The 20,146-nt window shown below is 71.3% G+C and carries 22 protein-coding genes; 14 read left to right on the forward strand and 8 right to left on the reverse strand.

The window, feature by feature from the left end; genetic code table 11:
- Positions 1–164: 164 nt before the first annotated feature.
- From CFP66_RS14995 to CFP66_RS15005, 3 genes are read left to right on the forward strand one after another with little or no spacing between them, the layout of a single operon-like run.
- Complete coding sequence (locus CFP66_RS14995; protein WP_198961457.1) at positions 165–1,145, forward strand: DUF6772 family protein; 981 nt, start codon at positions 165–167, stop codon at positions 1,143–1,145.
- 17 nt (positions 1,146–1,162) lie between these two features.
- A complete protein-coding gene (locus CFP66_RS15000) occupies positions 1,163–1,498 on the forward strand; it encodes a DUF6385 domain-containing protein (RefSeq protein ID WP_094924775.1) in 336 nt (111 codons plus the stop codon).
- A 4-nt stretch (positions 1,499–1,502) separates the two neighbouring features.
- A complete protein-coding gene (locus CFP66_RS15005) occupies positions 1,503–2,561 on the forward strand; it encodes a LacI family DNA-binding transcriptional regulator (RefSeq protein WP_094924293.1) in 1,059 nt (352 codons plus the stop codon).
- On the opposite strand, the gene CFP66_RS15010 is transcribed toward CFP66_RS15005, so the two are convergent.
- The 5 genes from CFP66_RS15010 to CFP66_RS15025 form a co-directional block, all read right to left on the reverse strand.
- Positions 2,558–2,971 (reverse strand): hypothetical protein, encoded by a 414-nt coding sequence (locus tag CFP66_RS15010; RefSeq protein ID WP_094924296.1) that lies wholly within the window; start codon positions 2,969–2,971, stop codon positions 2,558–2,560. The genes CFP66_RS15005 and CFP66_RS15010 overlap by 4 nt on opposite strands.
- A 79-nt stretch (positions 2,972–3,050) precedes the next feature.
- A complete protein-coding gene (locus tag CFP66_RS15015) occupies positions 3,051–3,974 on the reverse strand; it encodes an LLM class F420-dependent oxidoreductase (protein ID WP_094924299.1) in 924 nt (307 codons plus the stop codon).
- An 80-nt stretch (positions 3,975–4,054) separates the two neighbouring features.
- On the reverse strand, positions 4,055–4,720 hold the full coding sequence (locus CFP66_RS15020) for a spermidine synthase (RefSeq protein ID WP_094924301.1): 666 nt from the start codon (positions 4,718–4,720) through the stop codon (positions 4,055–4,057).
- Positions 4,717–4,845: a hypothetical protein gene (locus CFP66_RS49930; RefSeq protein ID WP_255413865.1), complete on the reverse strand. Its 129-nt coding sequence runs from the start codon at positions 4,843–4,845 to the stop codon at positions 4,717–4,719. The genes CFP66_RS15020 and CFP66_RS49930 overlap by 4 nt, the downstream gene beginning before the upstream one ends.
- A gap of 58 nt (positions 4,846–4,903) precedes the next feature.
- Positions 4,904–5,524, reverse strand: coding sequence for a GyrI-like domain-containing protein (locus tag CFP66_RS15025; protein ID WP_094924304.1), 621 nt, complete (start codon positions 5,522–5,524; stop codon positions 4,904–4,906).
- A gap of 132 nt (positions 5,525–5,656) precedes the next feature.
- Here CFP66_RS15025 and CFP66_RS15030 point away from each other — a divergent pair, with 132 nt between their 5' ends.
- The 7 genes from CFP66_RS15030 (at position 5,657) to CFP66_RS15060 (ending at position 11,957) form a co-directional block, all read left to right on the forward strand.
- A complete protein-coding gene (locus CFP66_RS15030) occupies positions 5,657–6,262 on the forward strand; it encodes a dihydrofolate reductase family protein (RefSeq protein ID WP_094924305.1) in 606 nt (201 codons plus the stop codon).
- A gap of 77 nt (positions 6,263–6,339) precedes the next feature.
- Positions 6,340–7,599 (forward strand): ABC transporter substrate-binding protein, encoded by a 1,260-nt coding sequence (locus tag CFP66_RS15035; protein ID WP_094924307.1) that lies wholly within the window; start codon positions 6,340–6,342, stop codon positions 7,597–7,599.
- Entirely contained in the window at positions 7,596–8,546 is a 951-nt protein-coding gene (locus CFP66_RS15040; RefSeq protein ID WP_094924309.1) for a carbohydrate ABC transporter permease, read from the forward strand. The genes CFP66_RS15035 and CFP66_RS15040 overlap by 4 nt, the downstream gene beginning before the upstream one ends.
- Entirely contained in the window at positions 8,543–9,394 is an 852-nt protein-coding gene (locus CFP66_RS15045) for a carbohydrate ABC transporter permease (protein ID WP_094924311.1), read from the forward strand. Before CFP66_RS15040 ends, CFP66_RS15045 begins: the two co-directional genes overlap by 4 nt.
- A 16-nt stretch (positions 9,395–9,410) precedes the next feature.
- Positions 9,411–10,310 (forward strand): dihydrodipicolinate synthase family protein, encoded by a 900-nt coding sequence (locus CFP66_RS15050; protein ID WP_094924313.1) that lies wholly within the window; start codon positions 9,411–9,413, stop codon positions 10,308–10,310.
- A complete protein-coding gene (locus CFP66_RS15055; RefSeq protein ID WP_094924315.1) occupies positions 10,303–11,028 on the forward strand; it encodes a FadR/GntR family transcriptional regulator in 726 nt (241 codons plus the stop codon). The genes CFP66_RS15050 and CFP66_RS15055 overlap by 8 nt, the downstream gene beginning before the upstream one ends.
- A complete protein-coding gene (locus CFP66_RS15060) occupies positions 11,025–11,957 on the forward strand; it encodes a dihydrodipicolinate synthase family protein (RefSeq protein WP_094924317.1) in 933 nt (310 codons plus the stop codon). Before CFP66_RS15055 ends, CFP66_RS15060 begins: the two co-directional genes overlap by 4 nt.
- A 1,221-nt stretch (positions 11,958–13,178) precedes the next feature.
- Here CFP66_RS15060 and CFP66_RS15065 read toward each other — a convergent pair.
- Positions 13,179–13,658, reverse strand: coding sequence for a hypothetical protein (locus CFP66_RS15065; protein ID WP_198961458.1), 480 nt, complete (start codon positions 13,656–13,658; stop codon positions 13,179–13,181).
- Between the two features lie 2 nt (positions 13,659–13,660).
- On the reverse strand, positions 13,661–15,073 hold the full coding sequence (locus CFP66_RS15070; RefSeq protein ID WP_143517265.1) for a hypothetical protein: 1,413 nt from the start codon (positions 15,071–15,073) through the stop codon (positions 13,661–13,663).
- Positions 15,074–15,502: 429 nt separating this feature from the next.
- Between CFP66_RS15070 and tgmA the strand changes: the two genes are divergently transcribed.
- Genes tgmA through CFP66_RS15080 form a run of 3 tightly spaced genes read left to right on the forward strand, consistent with a single transcriptional unit; the run spans position 15,503 to position 17,944 of the window.
- The gene (gene tgmA / locus CFP66_RS47220; RefSeq protein WP_143517266.1) at positions 15,503–15,823 is read left to right on the forward strand and encodes a putative ATP-grasp-modified RiPP; all 321 of its coding nucleotides are present in this window, start codon (positions 15,503–15,505) and stop codon (positions 15,821–15,823) included.
- 2 nt (positions 15,824–15,825) lie between these two features.
- On the forward strand, positions 15,826–16,842 hold the full coding sequence (gene tgmB, locus CFP66_RS15075; RefSeq protein WP_094924325.1) for an ATP-grasp ribosomal peptide maturase: 1,017 nt from the start codon (positions 15,826–15,828) through the stop codon (positions 16,840–16,842).
- 7 nt (positions 16,843–16,849) lie between these two features.
- Entirely contained in the window at positions 16,850–17,944 is a 1,095-nt protein-coding gene (locus CFP66_RS15080) for a methyltransferase domain-containing protein (RefSeq protein WP_233159447.1), read from the forward strand.
- Between the two features lie 270 nt (positions 17,945–18,214).
- On the opposite strand, the gene CFP66_RS15085 is transcribed toward CFP66_RS15080, so the two are convergent.
- Entirely contained in the window at positions 18,215–18,772 is a 558-nt protein-coding gene (locus CFP66_RS15085) for a CGNR zinc finger domain-containing protein (RefSeq protein ID WP_094924331.1), read from the reverse strand.
- Positions 18,773–18,802: 30 nt separating this feature from the next.
- On the opposite strand from CFP66_RS15085, the gene CFP66_RS15090 reads away from it, so the two are divergent.
- Positions 18,803–19,978: an MFS transporter gene (locus CFP66_RS15090; protein ID WP_094924333.1), complete on the forward strand. Its 1,176-nt coding sequence runs from the start codon at positions 18,803–18,805 to the stop codon at positions 19,976–19,978.
- Positions 19,979–20,146: the final 168 nt, after the last annotated feature.

Consider the following 20,146-nt stretch of genomic DNA (forward strand, 5'->3'; position numbering starts at 1 on the left):
TTGCTCCCCGGTCCATTAACGTTAATGGCGTCAGCCGGAGGCAGGTTATGGGGCTGTGTCCGGCGGTGTCAAGAGTACCTGCGGTCCTTCCGAACCGCGCTTGACCGAGTTGTTCCATTAACGTTAATGTCACCGAACCACGATCCTCGTCGCCTGGAGTCCGCATGTCCTCAGCTCGCTCCGCGCCTTCGGAGCAGGCCGCTCCCGACGCCGCGCTGCGGTCGGCCCTGCTGTCGGTCGACCCGCAGCTGTCCAAGTTCCGGCCGCTGCCCCGCATCCTCGCCCACGACACCTTCGACTCCGGCGTGCACGGCTGGACCGAGCTGCTCGGCAACTACGACGGCCGCGGCGACCTCGACACGGTCGACGACCACATGCGCGACTTCCGGCCGCCGCAGCTGTCATCGTGCACGTTCTTCGACATCGGCACCCACGGGGCGATGAGCGGCACCTACGCGCTGAAGCTCGCGACCCGGCCGATCCCCGGCCACACCGCTACCGCGATCCGCCGGTTGACCATGAGCGGACGCGGGCTGCTGCAGATCGAGGCCTACTTCACCTACAAGTCCGAGGCCACCCTGGGCGGCGGGCCGGAGAGCGACCGGTTCGGCGACGTCGTCTGGGACGGCAACCTGCACCCGTCGGAGGCGCAGTTCGGGGCGTTCACCGTGGCCACCGACCTGTGTGGCGACGGCGGCCTGCGCTACCACACGGTGGCCCGCTACCTGAACACCGATCTGGACAACCGGCTGACCCGGCAGTGGGTCTACCCCACGGTGCCCGAGCCGACCCCGCGCGAGCACCTCGAGGGCAAGGTCAAGCTCGGATACGCTGCGGACTTCACGGCACCGAACCCCGAGGACTGGGAGCCGTTCGGCGACCCGCAGGAGCTCTGCTACAACGAGGTGCCCACGAAGGTCAACTGGCACTACCTGCGGTGGCAGATCGACACCGAGGCGCGACGCAACGTGGAACTGCAGGTCAACGACCGCGTGCTCGACATGCGCGACGTTCCGGTGCCGCCCTACGAGGACCGCTACGACTCGCTGGAGAACCTGCTGAACTTCTACTTCTCCGTACGCACGCACTCGGCCTCGCGGAACTTCCTGTTCCTCGACTCCGTCGTCATCTCCGTCGATTGGTGACCGTGATGAGCCCCGTGATGAGGCAGTCCCAGACCGCGGTCCTGGAGCGCAACACGACGCTCACGGGCGAGTTCGCCACCGAGCCGTACGAGGCCGCGTGGGCGGGGGAGGCGCGCTGGTTCGTCCAGGTGCTGGAGCGTTCCGCGTCCGACGCCGCGCTGACCCTGACCGCGCAGGTCTCGCCGGACGGCCTGACCTGGTGCGACCACGACGACGCCGCACGCTCCACCGAGGGGCGCGAGCTCACGACGTGGACGGTGCGCGAGTTCGGGCAGTGGCTGCGCCTGCGCGGCGAGGTCACGCCTGCGGGGGCGCAGGTCAAGGTCCGCATCTACCTGGCCGTCAAGGGCTGATCCGATGACCGGGGCCCGCCGCCCGACGCTGCGCCACATCGCCGAGTCGCTCGGCCTCTCGGTCAACACCGTGTCCCGGGCGCTCGCCGGCAAGGGCGACATCAGCGCCCGGACCCGGCGGCTGGTCGAGGTCGAGGCGCAGCGGATCGGCTACGTGCCGAACTCGCTGGCCCGCTCGCTGGTGCTGGGTTCGGCGAGCACGCTGGGCCTGGTCATCACCACGCCGTCGAACCCGTTCTACGCCCAGCTCATCCACGGGATCGAGGTGCAGGGGCGCAAGCACGGCTACTCGGTGCTGCTGCTGGTCACCGACGAGTCCGAGGCGATCGAGCAGCGGGCGGTGGAGTCGCTCCTGCGGGCCGCCGTGGACGGCGCCCTCGTGGTGCCGGTGCAGGGCGGCGCCGACCCGTGGCACCGGCTGGCCGGCGCGGGCATCCCGCTCGTCCTCGTCAACCGGGACCTGCCGGGTGGGCGGCACGACTTCGTGGGCATCGACTACGAGCAGGGTGCCTACGAGGCCACCGCGCACGCCGTGGCGTCCGGCGCCCGGCGCATCTGGATGCTCGAGGAGGACCTGCCGATCACGACGATCGCCGGTCGTGTCTCCGGATTCCGACGTGCGATGGCGGAGGCGGGCCTCCCGGTCCCGGACGGTGCCGTGCTGTCGGTGCCCACCCGGCGCCACGAGTCCGCGGCGCTGCCGTGGCAGCCGCAGGAGTCCTACGTGGTGGCGCAGGAGATCGTGCAGCGGCCCGACCGTCCGGACGCCGTGCTGGTCGGCAACGACTACTTCGCGCTCGGCCTCTACCGTGCGCTCGCCGAGCGCGGGCTGCGGGTGCCCGAGGACATGAGGGTGCTCGGCTACGGAGACTTCCCGTTCTCCGGGTTCCTGACCCCGCCGCTCACCAGCGTGCGACTGCCCGCCTACGAGGTGGGCGCCTCGGCCGTCGACCTGCTCGTGGAGCGGGTGCGCGACCGGTCCGCGGCCCCGGCGCAGAAGCGGCTGCTGCGCCCCGACCTCGTCGTGCGCCCGTCGTCGACGCTGGTGGCGTCGGAGGGCTAGCGGTACCGAGCGAGGATCTCGTCCATCTCGTCGAGGCCGCGCCACTTCTCGAGGAGGAACTCGCAGACCTGCGCCTCGGACATCTCGGGGAACTCCTCACCCATGGTGGCCATCAGGCGGGTCGCTTCGTCCCTGTTCAGGCCACGTGCCAGAGCCTCGGTCAGGTAGGTCTGACGCGCGGTGGACGGGCGGCCGCCCCCTGTGCCGCGTCCCGGAAGGCCGTCACGCCACTGCACCATCTCGTCCAATCGCTGCGCCGCCCAGCCCGGTGCCCCGTCGATCTCGACGTCGGGCTCCGGGAAGGGGTGGGTGGAGTCGGTCGGGTAGCGGGAGCGCCACTTGTGCACCGCGTGCCGGCTCACCCCGAGCGCCTCGGCGACGCCGAGGACGCCGAGGTAGTGCTCCGTCATCCCGAACCTTGTCTCTTGCGTGGACAGAGTATCCGCAGGCTGTCGACCTCGTCAACGACCGAGACGAGGTTACCGGCCCTCAGCTGCGCAGGAGCTCCACCACCGGCTCGAACGCCTCGTAGTACGGCTCGTGCACGGTGACGTAGGAGAAGCCGTAGCGCTCGCGGGTGGCCCGCAGCTGCTCGGCCATCTGCGCGGGTGTGCCGATCAGGACGAACGGCGTCTCCAGGGCCTCGTCCACGGTCATGGCAGCACCGGACCGGCTGATCAGCTCCGCGGCGGCGGCGCGCCGGTCGTCGGTGGGCACGACGGCCTGGACGAGCAGGTGCCACTCGACCTGCGCGGCGCGCTCGCCCGCCGCCTCCCGGGCGAACCGCACGCGCTCGTCGGTCTCCGCGGCGGTGCCGATGCGCAGCGTTCCCGGGGGCTCGCCCTTCACCTGGTACACGCCGGCGACGCCGATGACGTCGGCGTACCGCCCCGCGATCGTGAGCACCCGGTCCCCGGTGCCGCCGACGATCAGGGGCGGCCCGGACCCGTCGAAGCCGGTGCGCTGCACGGGTAGGGGTGCGCGCCCGCCCGGGAGTGCCGCCATGTCGGAGGAGAAGAACCGGCGCAGCTCGGTGATCGTCTCCTCGAGCCGCCGCGCGCGGGCCGCGAAGCCCTCCCACTCGATCCCGGCGGCGTCGAACTCCCACTTCATGTGCCCGGAGCCCAGCCCCAGTTCGAATCGGCCGTCGGTGAGGATGTCCAGCGACGCGGCCTCGCGCGCCAGCAGCGCCGGGTTCCAGAACGGAGCGTTGAGCACGAGCGTGCCCACCCGCAGGTGCTCGGTGGCGTCCGCGGCCGCCTGCAGCACCGGGAACGGCGCAGGCGCGCCGAGGTGGTCGGGGGCGAACACCGTGTGGAACCCGGCGCTCTCGGCGCGGCGGCAGCGCTCCTGCAGTGCCGCGCGGGAGGGGATGCCGAAGACGTTGACGGAGAAGCGGAAGTCGCGCGCCACGCGACCACCTTGGCGAGGCGGGGGCGCGGGGGCAACCGGAGTTCACCGGCGGCGGACGGCGTGCGACCGGGCGGGACGGCTCAGCGCTGCCGAGCGGCCAGGACCACGACGTCGGGCTCGCCGCGCTCGACGGGCACCACCAGCGTCTCGACCTCGCGGAACAGCGCCCTGAGACGGGCGGCGAGCGCGGGGGCCGGCGCGGCGCACCAGATCGCGAGCACTCCGGCGGGGGAGAGCGCGCGGGCCGCGGCGCCCAGTCCGGTGTCGGTGTAGAGGCGGGCGTTCGCGGGGGAGACCAGCCAGTCGGGGCCGTTGTCGGTGTCGAGGCAGACCGCGTCGAAGGACGCGGGGGCGGCCTCGGCGAGCCGGTCGGCGACGTCGGCCTCGTGCACGGTGACGCGGGGGTCGGCGAGCGCGTCCCCGTGGCGCGCGGCGAGCGGTCCGCGGTTCCAGCGGATGACGGCGGGTTCGAACTCGACCACCTCGACGGCGGTGACGGCCGCGGTCGTGAGCGCGGCGGCCAGCGAGAAGCCGACGCCGAGCCCGCCGATCAACATCCGGCCGGGTGGCGGCATCCGGCCGGCGGCCGCGGTGACGAGCAGCCGCTCGGACGCGCCGCCGCGGGTGTCCATCAGGAACACGCCGTTCGCGACGATCTCGTGGTGCTCCCCGGAGCGCCGCAGCACGAGCTCGCCGTTGCGGCCTGCAGTGCGCTCGAGGACCTCGGCGCTCGCCTCGGCCGTCACGACGCGGCCGCCTCGAACGGGCCGGTGCGGAAGGCGACGTCGATCATCATCGAGATCATGGCGCCGGGGGGCGCGGCGAGCAGGTCATCGCCGAAGGCGGGGGCGCGTTCCGGGTCGGGGTGCACCCGGCCGAGTCTTCCAGCTGCGCGCCCCGCGGACCGCTCGAGTGGCCCGGGCGGTCGATCAGCGCGTCCGGGCGACGGGTTGGCGCAGTATGGTCCTGAGCTTCGCCGGCGCGACCCTGCGGGCGTCGCCGAGGTAGATCTCGTGGTGCGTGCCGACCATCGTGAGGCCGTGTCCGGGAACGAACTCGTGGTGCATCCGGCGCAGCAGCTCGGCTTCGTCGTCGTAGGAGCCGACGTGCAGGGCCTGCACGCAGAGCCCTTCGGCGAGGGGCTCCAGCCGGAGGTCGTCGAGTCGGGCAGGGCGGTTCTTCGCCCCCACCTGCTCGACCGCAGCGGTGACCATCTCCTCCGTGATCCAGTCCGGGGTCATGATCATGAGGGTCCAGTCCCACTGCGCCTTGTCGCGGGCGGCGGTGAAGGACTCCATGTCCTCGGCCCACCACAGCCCCTCCAGGGGCATCACCACGTAGTCCCGGCCGAGGTCGGTCCGGCTGCCGAACTTCAGCTTGTAGGCGACCGGGTACAGCGTCGCGGTGGCTTCCGCGAACGCCGGGGTGTTCGGGTCGCCGTGCCCGTCCAGCATGAGGTACCGGAGCTCGGGCACCTGCACGAGCCGCGGCGTGTCCCGTTGCGCCTCGTAGCAGTCGAGGTCACGCTTGAAGTCGATCTTCCTGGTCACCGGTCTCCTCACGGGCGGCGGACGGGGCCCGTCCCCAGTGTCCCGGTGCGCTGCTGACCTGCGGCGCACGGCCGATGAGTTCGTGGCTCCCGGCTGGTCCAAGCTCGTGACACCCGAGGAAAGGACACCGCCGTGTCAGAGCTTCTCGTCGACTTCATCACCTCCCTCGACGGCTACGCATCGGGGGAGGGCTGGCCCGGGTTCTGGGGCCTCGAGGGCCCGGAGTACCTCGCCTGGCTCGGTGAGCAGCCCGAGGTCACCTACCTCATGGGAGCGAACACCTACCGCCAGATGTCGGGCTTCGCCGCCGGCGAGGTCCCGAGTGGCCAAGACGAGTTCAGGACCGAGGAACAGGCGTCCGTCGACGAGCTCACGCAGGCGTCCAAAGTGGTGTTCTCCTCCTCGCTCGAAGAGCCGCTGACGTGGGCCAACTCCACGCTCGTCCGCGGCGACGCCGTCGAGGCGGTCCGTGCCATGAAGGAGAACGGCTCGGGGCTCCTCAGCACGATCGGCAGCCTCAGCCTGTGCCGGGCCCTGCTGCGAGCCGGACTCGTCGACCGCTTCCGGGTCGTGATGTTCCCGGTGATCACCGGGGCCACGGGCGCAGAGCGCATCTACGACGGCTACCCGGACGTCGCCCTCGAGATGATCGAGCACCGCACCTTCGACGGCTGCATCCAGCTGGTCGAGTACGAGCCCCGCGTGCTCGAGCACCCGCCGCTCGGCGCCCCTGCGTGACGTTGCCCCCGCCGCGTGTTGACAGAGGTTAGATATCTAACCTATTTTCCTCCGCATCCAGGACGAGGAGGTCGGACATGCGCGCAGTCGTGGGATCCAGCCGGCGGTCGGCGCCGTACCGGCTCGGGCTGGTCGTGGCCGCGGCGGCTCTCGCCGCGGCGGGGTGCGCCGGCGGCGGGGACGCCGGCGGTGAGGCAGCGGGGGAGCCGCTGTCGGTGTGGCAGTTCTACGGCGACGAGTCGATGGCGACCGGCAAGCCGTTCTACGACTTCGTGGGCCGCTTCGAGCAGCAACGGGGCGTGGACGTCGACATCCGGTTCATCCCCTACGACGACTTCAACCGCACCCTGACCCAGGCCGCGGCCTCGGGTGACGGGCCGGACATCGCGCTGATCAGCGCGTTCGACACCGCGGCGATGGCCGATGCCGGGGTCGTGCAGGACCTGTCGGAGCACGTGCAGGAGTGGGGCCAGCAGGACGCCTACTTCCCGACCAGCTGGGCGTCCACGCAGGTGGAGGGCCAGACCTTCGGGGTCCCGCACCTCGCCGACGCCTACGCCGTCTACTACAACACGGCGATGTTCGAGCAGGCCGGCCTGACGCCGCCGACGACGTGGGCGGAGATGGAGTCGACGGCAGGCGCGCTGGCCGCCGACGGGCGGGCAGGCCTGGCTGTCAGCGGCATCGAGGGTGCCGAGGGCGCGACCGGCCTGCAGATCCGGATGCTGGCCGGGGGCGCCGAGCCCACCGAGATCGACAGCCCGGCCGGGCACGCGGCACTCGAGTCGTTCCAGCGCCTGGTCGCGAGCGGCGGGATGTCGGAGGGCTTCCTCACCTGGAACGAGGAGGACGCCAAGAACCAGTTCGCCACGGGCCAGGCGGCCATGATGATCAACTCGGCCACCTACGTGAGCATCCTGCGTGAGGAGAACCCCGAGCTCCAGTGGAGCGTCGCGGTGCTCCCGAGCGACGCGTCGGGGCAGACCGTCCTCGCCGCGGAGAATCTCACCATCGGCGCGACGAGCGACCAGCCCGACCAGGCCTGGGATCTCATCGAGTTCATGCAGCAGCCCCAGGAGCTGGCCACCTACCTGCCCGAGCGCAACAAGCTCCCGGCGCGCGACGACGTGCCCGGCACCGCCGAGGACCCCGTGCGCGCGGTCTTCGCCGAGCAGCTCCAGCAGGCGTGGGCCCCGGACGCCGCGCTGGCCCCGCACAACAACGAGGTGCTGACGGCCCTGCAGTCCGCGCTCCAGTCGACGATCAGCGGGACCCCCGTCCCGGACGCCGCGCGCAGCGCCCAGGCCACCATCGACGAGGCCCTCGCCACCTCATGACCACCGTCACCACTGGAGTGCGCGCACGCTCCCGCACCCCCGCGCCGGCCGGGCGATCCCCGCGCCGGCGCGGGGGGTTCGGGGCCAACTACCTGTTCCTGGTGCCGGCGGTGCTCTTCGTCGGCGTCACGGTGGTCTACCCGCTGATCTACAACGTCGTGCAGAGCTTCCAGGACGTCGGCCTCAAGGAGGTCATCAACGGCGGGGCGGACTGGGTCGGGTTCGCCAACTTCGCCGACCAGTTCGGCCGTGCGGAGTTCTGGCAGGCGTTGTGGCTCTCGCTCGCCTACACGGTGGGCACGGTGGCGCTGAGCTACGCGGGCGGCCTCGGCCTCGCGCTGCTGTTCCTGCACCGCTTCGCCGGGCGCAACGTGATGCGAGCGCTGCTGATGCTGGCCTGGATCCTGCCGACGGTGGTCGGCGCCAACGTCTGGCGCTGGCTGCTCGACGGCTCCTACGGACTGCTCAACGCCGTCCTGCGCGGCCTCGGCCTCATCGACGGCGACGTCTTCTGGCTGGGGCAGCCCGGGCCTGCGCTCGTCTCGGTCGTGGTGGCCACCGCGTGGAGCTTCGCGCCGTTCGCGATGATCCTGCTGGTCGCAGGTCTGCAGAGCGTGCCCGGCGTGCTGTACGAGGCGGCGCGCATCGACGGGGCGAGCGCCTGGCAACAGTTCCGCCACGTCACGCTGCCGGTGCTGCGCCCGGTGAGCGTCACCGTGATGCTGCTGATCTTCATCTTCGCGTTCAAGACCTTCGACACGATCTACCTGATGACCGGTGGCGGGCCGGGCGGGGCCACGCTCACGCTGCCGCTGTACGCCTTCCAGGAGGCCTTCGAGTTCCGGCGCTACGACACCGCGGCGGTGGCCACCACGGTCATGCTCCTGGTGCCGCTGGTGCTGTCGGTCTTCTACTTCCGCTCGTTGCGCCGGGAGGAATCGGCATGAGCACCCTGACCACCGGCCGGCGCCGGTCGCGCGGCGAGAACGTCCGCCTGACCGTCGCCGTCGTCATCACCGCCGTGTACCTGCTGCCCGTCTACTGGATGCTCAACACGTCGTTCAAGGCGCAGGCCGACGTGTTCGAGCGGCCCCCCGCGCTGGTGCCGCTTCCGCCGACGCTCGCGGCCTACCAGAGCGCGGTGTTCGGCGACCCGGACATCGCGCGCGGCCTCGCCAACACGGCGATCATCGCCACCGGCACCACCGTGCTCACGCTGGTGGTCGCCGTGCCGGCCGCCTTCGCGCTGGCCCGGCTGCGGCTGCGGTTCGTCACCCCCGCGCTGCTGCTGTTCCTCGCGGTGCAGATGATCCCCGCGGTCAACCTCGCGCTGCCGATGTTCGTGCTGTTCGGACGCGTCGGGCTGGTCAACACCTATGCCGGGCTGATCATCGCCAACTGCTCGTTGTCGATCCCGCTGGCGATCACCATCATGCGGCCCTACTTCCTGTCGGTGCCCGGCGAGGTGCTCGAGGCCGCGCGGGTCGACGGGTGCACGACGTTCGGAGCGTTCGTCCGGGTCGCGCTGCCGGTCAGCATCCCGGGCGTGATCACGATGGCCGTCGTCAGCTTCCTCGGCGCCTGGGGGGAGTTCGTCTTCGGGTTGGCACTGGCCACCGGTGACGAGCTGCAGCCCGTGAGCGTCGTGATCGCGAAGCTCACCAACGCGTTCGGCACCCGCTGGAACGAGCTGATGGCCGTCTCGGCGGTCGTCGCGGTGCCGGTGATCGTGCTGTTCGTGCTGCTCCAGCGCTACATCGTCGCCGGTCTCACCGACGGCGCCACCAAGGGTTAAGGAAAGGGCTTCCTCCATGCTCGAGATCTGGGCCGCCGCGCCGACGCCGTTCACGTCCGACGGGAAGCTCGCGCTCGACGTCGTCGCCGAGCAGGCCGCGCACCTGCACGCCGCGGGTGTCACGGGCGCATTCGTGGGGGGAACGACCGGTGAGTTCCCCGCGATGGACGTCGCGGAGCGGGTGTCGCTGGCGGAGGCGTGGCAGGCCGCGCGCCCCTCCGGCCTGCGCCTGGGGGTGCACGTCGGGCACTCGGACCTCGCGCAGGCGCAGCAGCTCGCCGCGCACGCGCAGTCGTGCGGCGTCGACCTCGTGGCCGCGGTCGGCCCCTACTACGGCGACGCGGCCACGCTGGACGCGCTGGTCGGGCACCTCGCCGACATTGCCGCGGCGGCACCCTCCACGCCGTTCGGCTTCTACCACATCCCGAGCATGACGGGCTCGGCGTACCGGCCCTCCGAGGTCGTCGCCGCGCTCGCGGCGGCCGCCCCCACGATGTCGGCGGTCAAGTTCACCGACGGGAACCTGCTGGAGTTCGACCGCACCCGCGCCGCGGCCCCCGGCCTGACCGCGTTCTTCGGACGCGACGAGCTGCTGCCCGCCGGTCTCGCGTGCGGGGTCGACCGGGTGATCGGCACCCTCTACAACGGCATGGCGCCGCTCGCGCTCGCCGTCGCCGCGGCGTTCGACCGGGGGGACACGGCGCAGGCCTACCGCCTGCACGCCCCGTTCCGGCAGGTGGCCACGGCGGCCGACGCGAACGGCGGGGTCGGCTTCCTGAAGGCGCTGATGAACGAGCTCGGTCCCGACGCGGGCCCGGCCCGGTCGCCGTGGGGGCGGCTCTCCGACCCGGCGCGCGCGAAGGTGCGCGAGCTGGCGGGGGTCGTGCGCACAGCGCTGGAGGAAGCCGGTGGCTGAGCGGACGGGCCGGAGCCCGATCTACCTGGAGGCACAGGCCCGCCTGCGGGACTTCATCCAGGAGACCGGGCTCGGGCCCGGCGACCGCCTGCCTGCCGAGTCGGCCCTCGCCGAACAGCTCGGCGTGAGCCGACTGTCGTTGCGGGAGGCCACGCGCAGCCTGCAGACCCTCGGCGTCATCGAGGCCCGCCACGGCAACGGTCTGTTCGTCTCCGCGTTCTCCTTCCGCCCGCTGATCGAGCAGCTGCCCTACGGGCTGGCGGCGTCGGGCACCGCCCTGGAGGAGATCCTCACCGCGCGCGAGGCGATGGAGGTGGGCCTGATGCCCGCCGTGGCCCGGCTGAACCCGCGGGCCGAGCTGGCCGAGTGCGCACGGCTCGCCGAGGAGATGAGCGCGCTGGAAGCGCGCGGCGAGTCGTTCGCCGAGGTCGACAAGCGGTTCCACCTGTCGCTGTACCGCACGCTCGGCAATCCCCTCGTCGACAACCTGATCGAGGTGTTCTGGGAGCTGTTCACCCGGCTCGGCGACGCCATCCCGGTGCCGCCCGAGGGCGGGCGTGGCGTCGTGCACCTGCAGATCATCCGCGCCCTGCAGGCCGGCGACGCCGAGGCGGGAATCGCCGCGATGCAGCAGCACTTCGACGACATCCGGGTGCGGGCCGCGCTGGTCGCAGGCCCTGCGCGGCCGTCCGAGGACGCAGGGGTGATCAGCGGGTGACCAGGTTGACGACACCCGAGCTGCGAGGCGTCTGGGCCACGGTGCTGCTGCCGATCCGGCCCGACGAGAGCATCGACACCGACCGGCTCGCCGTGGCGCTGGACCACGTGCTCGGCGCCGGCGTGCACGGCGTCTACACCAACGGCACGGCCGGGGAGTTCCACACGCTCACCGAGGCGGAGTACGACGAGCTGCACGAGCTCGTCGCGCGGCGCTGCACCGAGGCGGGCGTGCCGTTCCAGCTCGGCGCGAGCCACCCCGGCGGGCAGGTGTCGCTGGACCGGATCGGCCGCGCCGCCGCGCTCGCCCCCGGGGCGATCCAGGTGGTGCTGCCCGACTGGCTGCCGCTGGCCCCCGACGAGGTCGTGGCGGCCGTCGAGCGGATGGCCGGCGCGGCCGGTGGGGTGCCGCTGGTGCTCTACAACCCGCCGTACGCGAAGACCCAGGTCACGCCCGAGCTGTTCGGCAGGCTGGCCGACGAGGTGCCCGCGCTGATCGGGGTGAAGGTGCCCGGCGGGGACGACGCCTGGTACGCGCGCATGGCCGACGCCGTGGGCGGGCGGCTGGCGGTGTTCGTGGCCGGGCACACGCTCGCGTCCGGCGTCGCGCGGGGCGCCGCGGGCGCGTACTCCAACGTGGCCTGCCTGAGCCCTGCCGGCGCCGTCCGCTGGTACGCGCAGATCCGCAGCGATCCCCCCGCGGCGCTCGCGTTCGAGGAGCGGCTGCGCGGGTTCCTGGACACCCACATCGGCCCGCTGGCCCGCGCCGGCTACTGCGACCCGGCCCTGGACAAGACGCTGGCCGCGATCGGCGGCTGGGCGCCCACCGGCACGCGGATCCGCTGGCCCCACCGCTCGGTGCCCGAGGACGCGGTCCCCGCCCTGCGCGCGGCAGCCGAGGCAGCAGTGCCGGAGCTGTTCGCCAAGTAGTGACCCGCCCGCCGCCCCGGCCCGCCCGCTCCCAAGACCGCACCTTGGAGCCGACAATGATGTGCGCGGCCTCGCCGACGCCGTCATCCGGGAACCTCTTTTCGGTGCTGCTCCTCGCGACTATCCCGGAGCCTCGACGAAGGACGGCCGCCCCGTTCGCGTGTCCGGCAAGACGTAAAGCATCCCGCCGACCGGCCCGATCCCGTACTAGAATCCGGTCGAATGCGCTCGGCACGGTGCAGGTGAAAGGGAAAGTGGCCATGGCCCGCACGCCTTAGTCGTACCGACCCGCATTCCTGGACAATTTGCCGGTAAGTGAACCGCGAGCACCCGCCGCAAATGCGCCCAGTGACCCCCGTCTTCGACCCCCTGTTCAATGGCGCAGGGAATCGAGAGCGGGGGCCTTTCTAAATAGCTGTTACGCACCGCGACAAGGCCAGTTGCGGAACGCCGGAGAACACCACCGATCGAATGCACGGCGATGGCAGCTATGACGTGCCGGTGGGGGCCGCGCTCGGCGCGGGGCATACCCCAGGGGGTCCCGGCTTCCTTGTGACGGTGCGTCACTGGCCGATGGTCGGAGGCTTCCGAGTGATCGGTCATCTCTCCTCGCGAATTCGGGCAGAAATGTGCGCGGTCGCGGGACTCGCATTATGTTCGTGAGGTCCGTCGACGCAAGTGCGGGTGCAACGCCTGCGTGCCCTCAGCTAGGGGAGAGGCCCGAGGACGGGGTCATCTACGAGAAAATCACGGGCGATCCGAGCCGTGCCGAGAACACGTTGATCCGCCACGTGGCTCAGGTAGAACGCGAACCCAGTCTCACTGAATCGTTCGCCTTTCGATTCCGCGTCCGGGAACAAGGCGCGCATTTCTACTTGTCCGATCCACGAGAGGTCTCGACGTGGATAGAAGGGGGGATACAAGTTTCCTGGCCACCGACTGGCGCGACTGGGCGTGTGATTCGATGCGTGAGCAGCCCCCGAAGAAAGATTATGCCTTCGGTCACTTTCCCGGCCGTCGCCGATTTTGCGCGGCCCTTGTAGGGCGTCGCCGATCCCTCTTGCTCGTGCCTGTATTCCTGGAGTCGATACAGCTCGTTCACGACCGCCTTGACGGCGCGTCGCTGGCGCGGCTGATCGCCAAGTGCATGTGCGAGTTCAGAAATTGCGTGGTCTAGATCTTCCACGCATTCTTTGACGAACTCGGTACGGGGATCTGCCATTACTGCGAGCGCCGGGCGCCATCGGGCCACACAACGGCGACCGGCACGCCGCGCGTGCGGGCCTCCTGCACCGTGTCGCCAGTGCCGCCTTTGCCGTCTGGCGGGGCGCCGTCCCACACCGCAAGAAGCACGTCCACGGTGCTGAGCACATCCGCGTTGGCGGCGGCATAGGCATCGCGGTTCGAGGTGCCGAACGGCAGCACCCTCACTGTGGTGGCCTGCCCGAAGAGGGTTTCGAAGTCCTCGCGGTTGTCCGGCTTGACCTTGCGTTCCCGGTAGTCGGCGGCTGGAAGAACCACTTCTAGATCGCCGCCGAGTTCGAGAGTGACGCGGGCGAACACCTGGTCTGCGCCCCGGGCGAGGCAGCTGACACCGACTAGCGGGGACCCGTACTCGGAGAGCGCCTTGCGCAGCTCGGCGGCGACGAGCGGCACCGAGTCGGGTGTGAGGTTGGAGTGTCCGGTGATTCCGATCCTCACGTTCAACTGCTCCCGATGGTCGATTGTACGTCGCGGGTCTGCTCCCGCACTTCGGCGACGGCCGCGACGGCGGCGAAGGGTGCGGCCTCGCTGTGCCAGTCAGCGAGTTTCTGGGCGAGCCGTCCGGGCCGGTGCAGATCTAGGTACGGAAGGGCGGCGCGCACAGTGTCGGCAGCCTGGTCGGCTTCATCGACAAGGAGGTGTGCGCGGCCGAGGGAAACAAGGTCGAATGCGCGGTTGCGGATACGGGTTGCGTCTCGTAGTTGAAGGGCGCGGCCGAGGTAGTGAACCGCCTGCCGGGCATGCCGCCGGTCGTGGCAGGCGAGATCCCGGTAGCGGGCGCCGATGGTGCCGACCAGTTCGGCGGTGTCGAGTCCGCGCAGCCACCGGGGTTCGGTGTGCGGGCCGCTGGCGGCGTGGGCGTCCTCTGCGATGTCGACGGCGGCGCGGAAGTGCCGGGCATCGCCGAGTTGCGCGTGTGCCCAGGCCTCACGGGTGGCGAGCATCGCCGTCAGGCGCGGTGTCGTGGCGGCACGAGTGCCGCGCTGCGCGAGTTGCACCACGGCGAGCCCATCTTCGGGCGCGCCGAGGTCGAACGACTGCCGGGCCAGCGCAGCCAGCGCGACAGCCCCGAATGACAGGTTGCCGCCCGCTTTCGCCAACCGTGCCGACGTCACATAGTGCTGCTGCGCGACCCGGTGCGACCCGGCGTCGAACGCCATGGAGGCCGCGATCTTGCTGAGTTCGGCGGCGACGAGGAACACGCGGTCGGTGTGTGCACCGGCGGGGGCGCCGCGCAACCGCTCGGCCACATCGGCGAGCTGCCCGACAACAGCAGTGCGACCGAGTCCCGCACCGGCGGAACGCCACTCCCGGAAGGTCGCGACGAGGTGTTCGAGCGCTTCCACCTCGGCCAGCGCGAACGCACCCGACCGGGACGACAACTGGGCGTCGGCGAGGGGTTCGAGCCATCCGACGAGCGGGCCGACGAGCCCGGCACCGACGATCGTTGCTGCGCCCTTCAGGGTGTCTCGCCGGTTGATCAAATCCCACTCCGCCGCCGTCGTTGCGTCGGCCACGATGGTGCCTCGCGCCCACCGACCGAGCGCGGGCAGGGCCGCGGGCCCGGGGTCGGCAACTCGGCGGACGGATGGCCGGAACCCCAACTCGCTGTCGGTGGCAACGCCGAGCACGGCCCGTAGCGCGGACCGGTAGTCACGGATGGGGTAGCGGACAACGCCGCGCTCCCATTTTCCGAGCAAATGATCATCTAGTTCGTAGCGGCGGCCAGTGGTCTTCCATATCCACGCGTTCACGGCTTCCGCGAGTTCAGCGCGGGTCATGTGCTCGTCGGGAGCGGCCGGTGAGGGCGTGCGTTCCCGGGCGGCGCGGAGCGCGCGGTTGTGCTCGGCCACGCGCGTCCCCTTCCCCGCCTCCGACCGGCCGAGTCTAGGCGCTCAGCGGCCTTGTCAGGGCCTCGTGGGCGGGGCTGCCCCCGCCTGCCCCCAACATGGGGCGTGTGAGCCTGCCCCCCGCTGCCCCCGCATGCCCACCGCGCTGCCCTCCACACCCCGTGTGGCCGAGTCGATGCTCCGTGGTGTGGACCGCACCGGCTCTGGCGGAGCAGACGCCCCGTCGCTACTCGTCGAGCTTCTCGCCACCCGCTGGCCCGACCTTCGGGCCCGTCTGCTTGCCGAGCACGCCGACGACGGCAACGGACGCTGCACGGGCTGCCGGGTGCCCGGCTACGGCACGCCGGGCGGCCATTGGCCGTGCCTGCTCGCAACCCTCGCACAGAGGGCTGAGCAGCGGGCCGAAACCAACAACAACGGGAAGGCGCACAGATGACTGTGATCGTGGAACGCTTCGCGGGTGACTCTTTCGCCCCGACGAGCGCACAGTTCGCGTTGTCGGGGTCAACCTTCACCGACCGGCGCAACGATCAGGCGTCCCCGGTGGGGTTGCGGCCGTGGGGCCTACGTAGGGCATGCCCTGCCGGTCCGGGCCGCGAAATTCCGGTGTGCCGGTACGACGAGCACGAGCAGATGGCAATCGACATGGAATCCGGGTTGCCGGTGATCGTCGCCGGTGATCCCACCGCCGACACGACGTCGAGGACCGACGGTGAGGACCCACCGTCGTCCGAGGACTGGAACAACGACTAGAGATGACGGTCCTCATCCTGGCGGCGGAGCGCGACTTCACCGCCGATCGCATGGTTGCCGCTCTCAAGGAACGTGGCGTGCCGACCGCGCGCATGGACACTGCCTGGCTTCCGCTGAAGGCCACCGTGGCGGCGAAGTTTCACGCTGGCCAGTGGGAAGGGACGCTCCGCGCCGGAGGACGGAGAATCGAGTTGGAAGGGCTGCGATCGGTCTGGTATCGCAGCCCGTCCGCTTTCCAGTTTCCGCCGGAGTTGACGGAGACGGAACGGCGTTGGGCGATGGCAGAGGCGAAACTCGGTGTCGGCGGGGTGTTGGCAGCGTTGCCGGTGCGGTGGATCAACCACCCGAGCCGCAACGCGGACGCCGCGTACAAGCCCTTGCAGCTCACGACGGCGGCCCGGTGCGGGTTGAACGTGCCGGACACCCTGATCGGCAACGTTGCGGACGCGGTGCGCGGGTTCGCCGCGCACGGTGAGACGGTCGCCAAGGCGCTCGGGGCACCGGCGATCGTGGAGGACGGCGGGCGCAAAACCACGTTCACGCACCGGCTCGGCCCCGCCGACCTGGCCGACCTGCGCGGAGTCGAGCACACCGCGCACCAGTTCCAGCGGTGGGTGCCGAAAGCGTTTGAGGCGCGGCTCATCGTGGTCGGTGAGCGGGTGTTCGCCGCCGCAATCCGCGCAGGCAGTGCCGCGAGCTATGTGGACTGGCGCAACGACTACGCCGCACTCCGATACGAAGTGGTCGAACCTCCCACGGCCGTCACCGCCGGGGTGCTTGCGTACTGCGCCGCGCTGGGGTTGACCTACGGCGCGTTCGACTTCGTGATTCGCCCGGACGGCGGGTGGGTGTTCCTGGAATGCAACCCGGGTGGCCAGTACGGGTGGATCGAAGACGCGATCGATGCACCGATCACCGAGACGATCGCCGACCTACTTTGTGAGGGGAACAGTGCACATGACATCAACCTCGGTGAACTGGCAGATCCGTGCACGGCGGCTGGCGCAACAGCTCGCTGATACCGGGGTGTTGGACGATCCCGCGTGGCGTGCTGCCGTCGAGTCGGTGCCCCGCCATGTGTTCGTGCCTCGGTTCTACGTGCAACAACCGGACGGGGAGTGGTCGGAAACGGCTGCCGACTCCGACGCTTGGTTGGATGCCGTGTATGAGGATGTGCCGTTGGTGACCGCACTCGCCGAAACTGACAACGGCGCACGAGTCACCGTGTCGTCCTCCACGAAACCGGCGCTCATGCTGCGGATGCTGCGCGCGTTGCAGGTGCGCGCCGGGCACCGGGTCCTGGAGATCGGCTCCGGCACCGGGTACAACGCCGCGCTGCTGGCGCACCGGTTTGGGGACGAGAACGTGTTCACCGTCGACATCGGCGCCGCGCTCGTCGACACCGCCCGCGAACGCCTGGCCGAACTCGGCTACACCCCCACCCTCGCGGTCGGTGACGGCCGGAACGGGCTGCCCGAGCACGCCCCGTACGACCGGGTCATCGCCACCTGCTCCGTCCCCACGGTGCCGTGGGCGTGGGCCGAACAGGTGCGGCACGGCGGACTCGTCCTGGTCGACGTGAAGCGCGGCGCGCACGCCGGGAACCTGGTGCTGCTCCGCCGGGAGGAGGACCGGTTGGAGGGTCGGTTCCTGCCGAAGTGGGCGGGGTTCATGGCGATTCGCGACCATGACGCCGCGCCGCCGTCCAAGTCGAGCGTGGGTCGCGTGCACCCCGAAGATGGGGAGCGCACCTCCACGCCGCTCGACCCGGCCCCGTGGTCGGCACCGGTGCCGTGGTTGCTGGCCAGCGCCGGTCTTCCCCGGCATCTCGGATTCGGCCACCTCGGCTTCACCGGCGACGGCCCGGAGTGGGCCGTGTTCACCGGCGACGACGGATCATGGTGCGCCATCCGGATGCAACCGGACGGGCACGGAGAGCGCGAGGTGCGCCAGGGCGGCCCGGTGGCCATATGGGGTGAGTTCGAGACCGTGCACGGCGAGTGGGAGGCGCTCGGGCGGCCCGGGTGGGATCGACTCGGGCTGACGGTCACCGCCGACGGGCAGCACCGTGTGTGGCTCGATGAGCCGGACGGCGCGCACGGGTGGAGCCTGCCCACCTGACGCGAGCGATGCTCCCGGGCGCTTCCCACGATCACCGCGACCCGCCGACCCCGTGGGAACGGCGTGGGAATTCCGTGTCCCACGGTGCCCCTCGGGTATCACACCACGCCCCGCCATGACCCCTCTTGTCACACGTTGTCGCAGGTAGATAGCCTGTACCAGCAAATCAGCACGTCAGGCGGGGGTCCCTCGCATTACGGAGCCGTACTGCTGTTTCACGGGCGATAGAACGGCAGTAAGGCTCCAAGGTGCGGGGGGTGCGCGGGTGGGCTAGTGGGGGGTGCGGCGGCGGGCTCTGTGGGCCGCGACGTTGACCCTGTTGCCGCACACCTCGGGCAGGCAGTAGCGGCGACGGCCCGCACGGCTGGTGTCGACGAACAGGCCGGCGCAGTCCGGGGCCGCGCAGGCGCGGAAGCGGTCGGCGCCCAGCGTGCGAAGCACGGACAGCAGCGCGGTGCCGGTGACGAGGGCGAGCTCGTCGACGAGCGGGGCGCCCGGTCGGGAGGCGACCTGCCACTGCCAGCGGCCGTCGCCGTCGCGGCGCAACCCCGGACCCGTGCCCGCCGGCACGGTGAGCGCGGCCGTGGCCGCCGCGTCGGGCCGCTCCAGCAACCCGCGCAGCTCGCGGCGCAGCCCGTGCACGGCGCGAACGTCGGCAGGAGTGGGGTCGCCTGCGTCGGGGACGAGGCCGTGCCCGGCCAGGAAGCGGGCGAGCGCGGTGGTGTCCGGGAGCCGGTCGCCGGTGCTGACCATGACCTCGGCGGCGGTGTTGACGAGATCGCTCGCCACCGCGGCGCCGAGCCGGTAGTCGTCGAGCTGGATTTGCACCCCGCACGCCCCCGCCCTAGTGTGTAATGGGTGAAACTACCGTACACCTCTGTACGGGTTCGTCCGGTCGTCGTGCTTCTCGGCCTGCTGGTGCTGGCGCTGAACCTGCGCAGCGCGCTGGCCGGCTACCCGCCGCTGATCGAGACCGTGCGCGTCGATCTCGGGCTCACGGCCGGCGCGGCGGGGCTCGTGCAGACCGGCGCGGTGCTGATGATGGCGGCCGGTTCGCTCGCGGGCTCCGCCACCGCACGTCGGGCGGGCCCGGAGCGGGCACTGGTCGGCGCCGTCGGGCTGGTCGCGATCGGCAGCCTCGCCCGCGGGATCCCGGCAGCGGTGCCGCTGGTCGCGGGCAGCCTGGTCGCCGGGTTCGGCATCGGCGTGGCGGGGGTGCTGCTCACCGGCGTGGTGAAGGAGCACCTGGCCTCCCGGGCGGGTGTCGTCACCGGGGGCTACGTCGTCGCGATGATGGTCGGCGCCACGGTCGCCAGCGCCGTGGCCGTGCCGATCTCCGTCGGGGTGGGCGGCTGGTCGCTCGCCCTGGCGGTCTGGGCCGTGCCCGCAGTGCTCGCGGTGGCGGTCTGGGCGCCGGTCGCCCGCCGCCTCGCCAGGCCGGCCGCGACGGCGCCCCACCTCCGGCTGCCCTGGCGCAACGGGTTCGCCCGCCTCGCCGCGGCCCACCAGTCCGCCACGTCGCTCCTGGTCTACGGCTGGATGACCTGGCTCGCGCCCTACGTCACGAGCGAGGGGTGGAGCCCGCGGGACGCGGGGCTGCTGCTGGCGGTGTGGTCGGCGGCCCAGATCCCCGGTGCGCTCGTGCTCCCGGCGCTCGCCGAACGGAGCGGGCGGTGGCGACTCTGGTCCGCGGTCGGGCTGACCGGTACCGCGGTGGGAACGCTCGGGCTGCTGTTCGCTCCGCTGCCGCCGGTCGTCGGGCCCTGGCCGTGGGTGGTGCTGCTGGGCGTCGGGCTCGGCGCCGGCTTCCCGCTCGGCATCGCGATGGTCACCTGGCGCACGCCCGACGGCGCGGCGAGCGCGGCCACGAGCGGCATGGCTCTCGGTGTGGGCTACACGGTCGCCGGGATCGGGCCGTTCCTGATGGGCCTGCTGATCGACCTGACCGGTGGCTATCCGGCCGCGATCATCGTGCTGGTCGCGGCCGTGGTGCTGCAGGGGTACGCGATCGTCCGGATCGGCGATGCGCGCTAGTGCGTCGACCCGTGCATCGCCCGGCTTGTGCGGCCGTTCCGGGCCATGATCAGCGTGTCGGCGCGAAAACGGGCGGATTGAGGCTGTTGCCGAATCGGTCACGGCCCGCACCGCGGACGCTGCGTCGATCACGGCGCACGGTGGTCGGTCGATCTCCGACCACGACCA

It is taken from the genome of Pseudonocardia sp. MH-G8, assembly GCF_002262885.1.
GTDB lineage: Bacteria > Actinomycetota > Actinomycetes > Mycobacteriales > Pseudonocardiaceae > Pseudonocardia.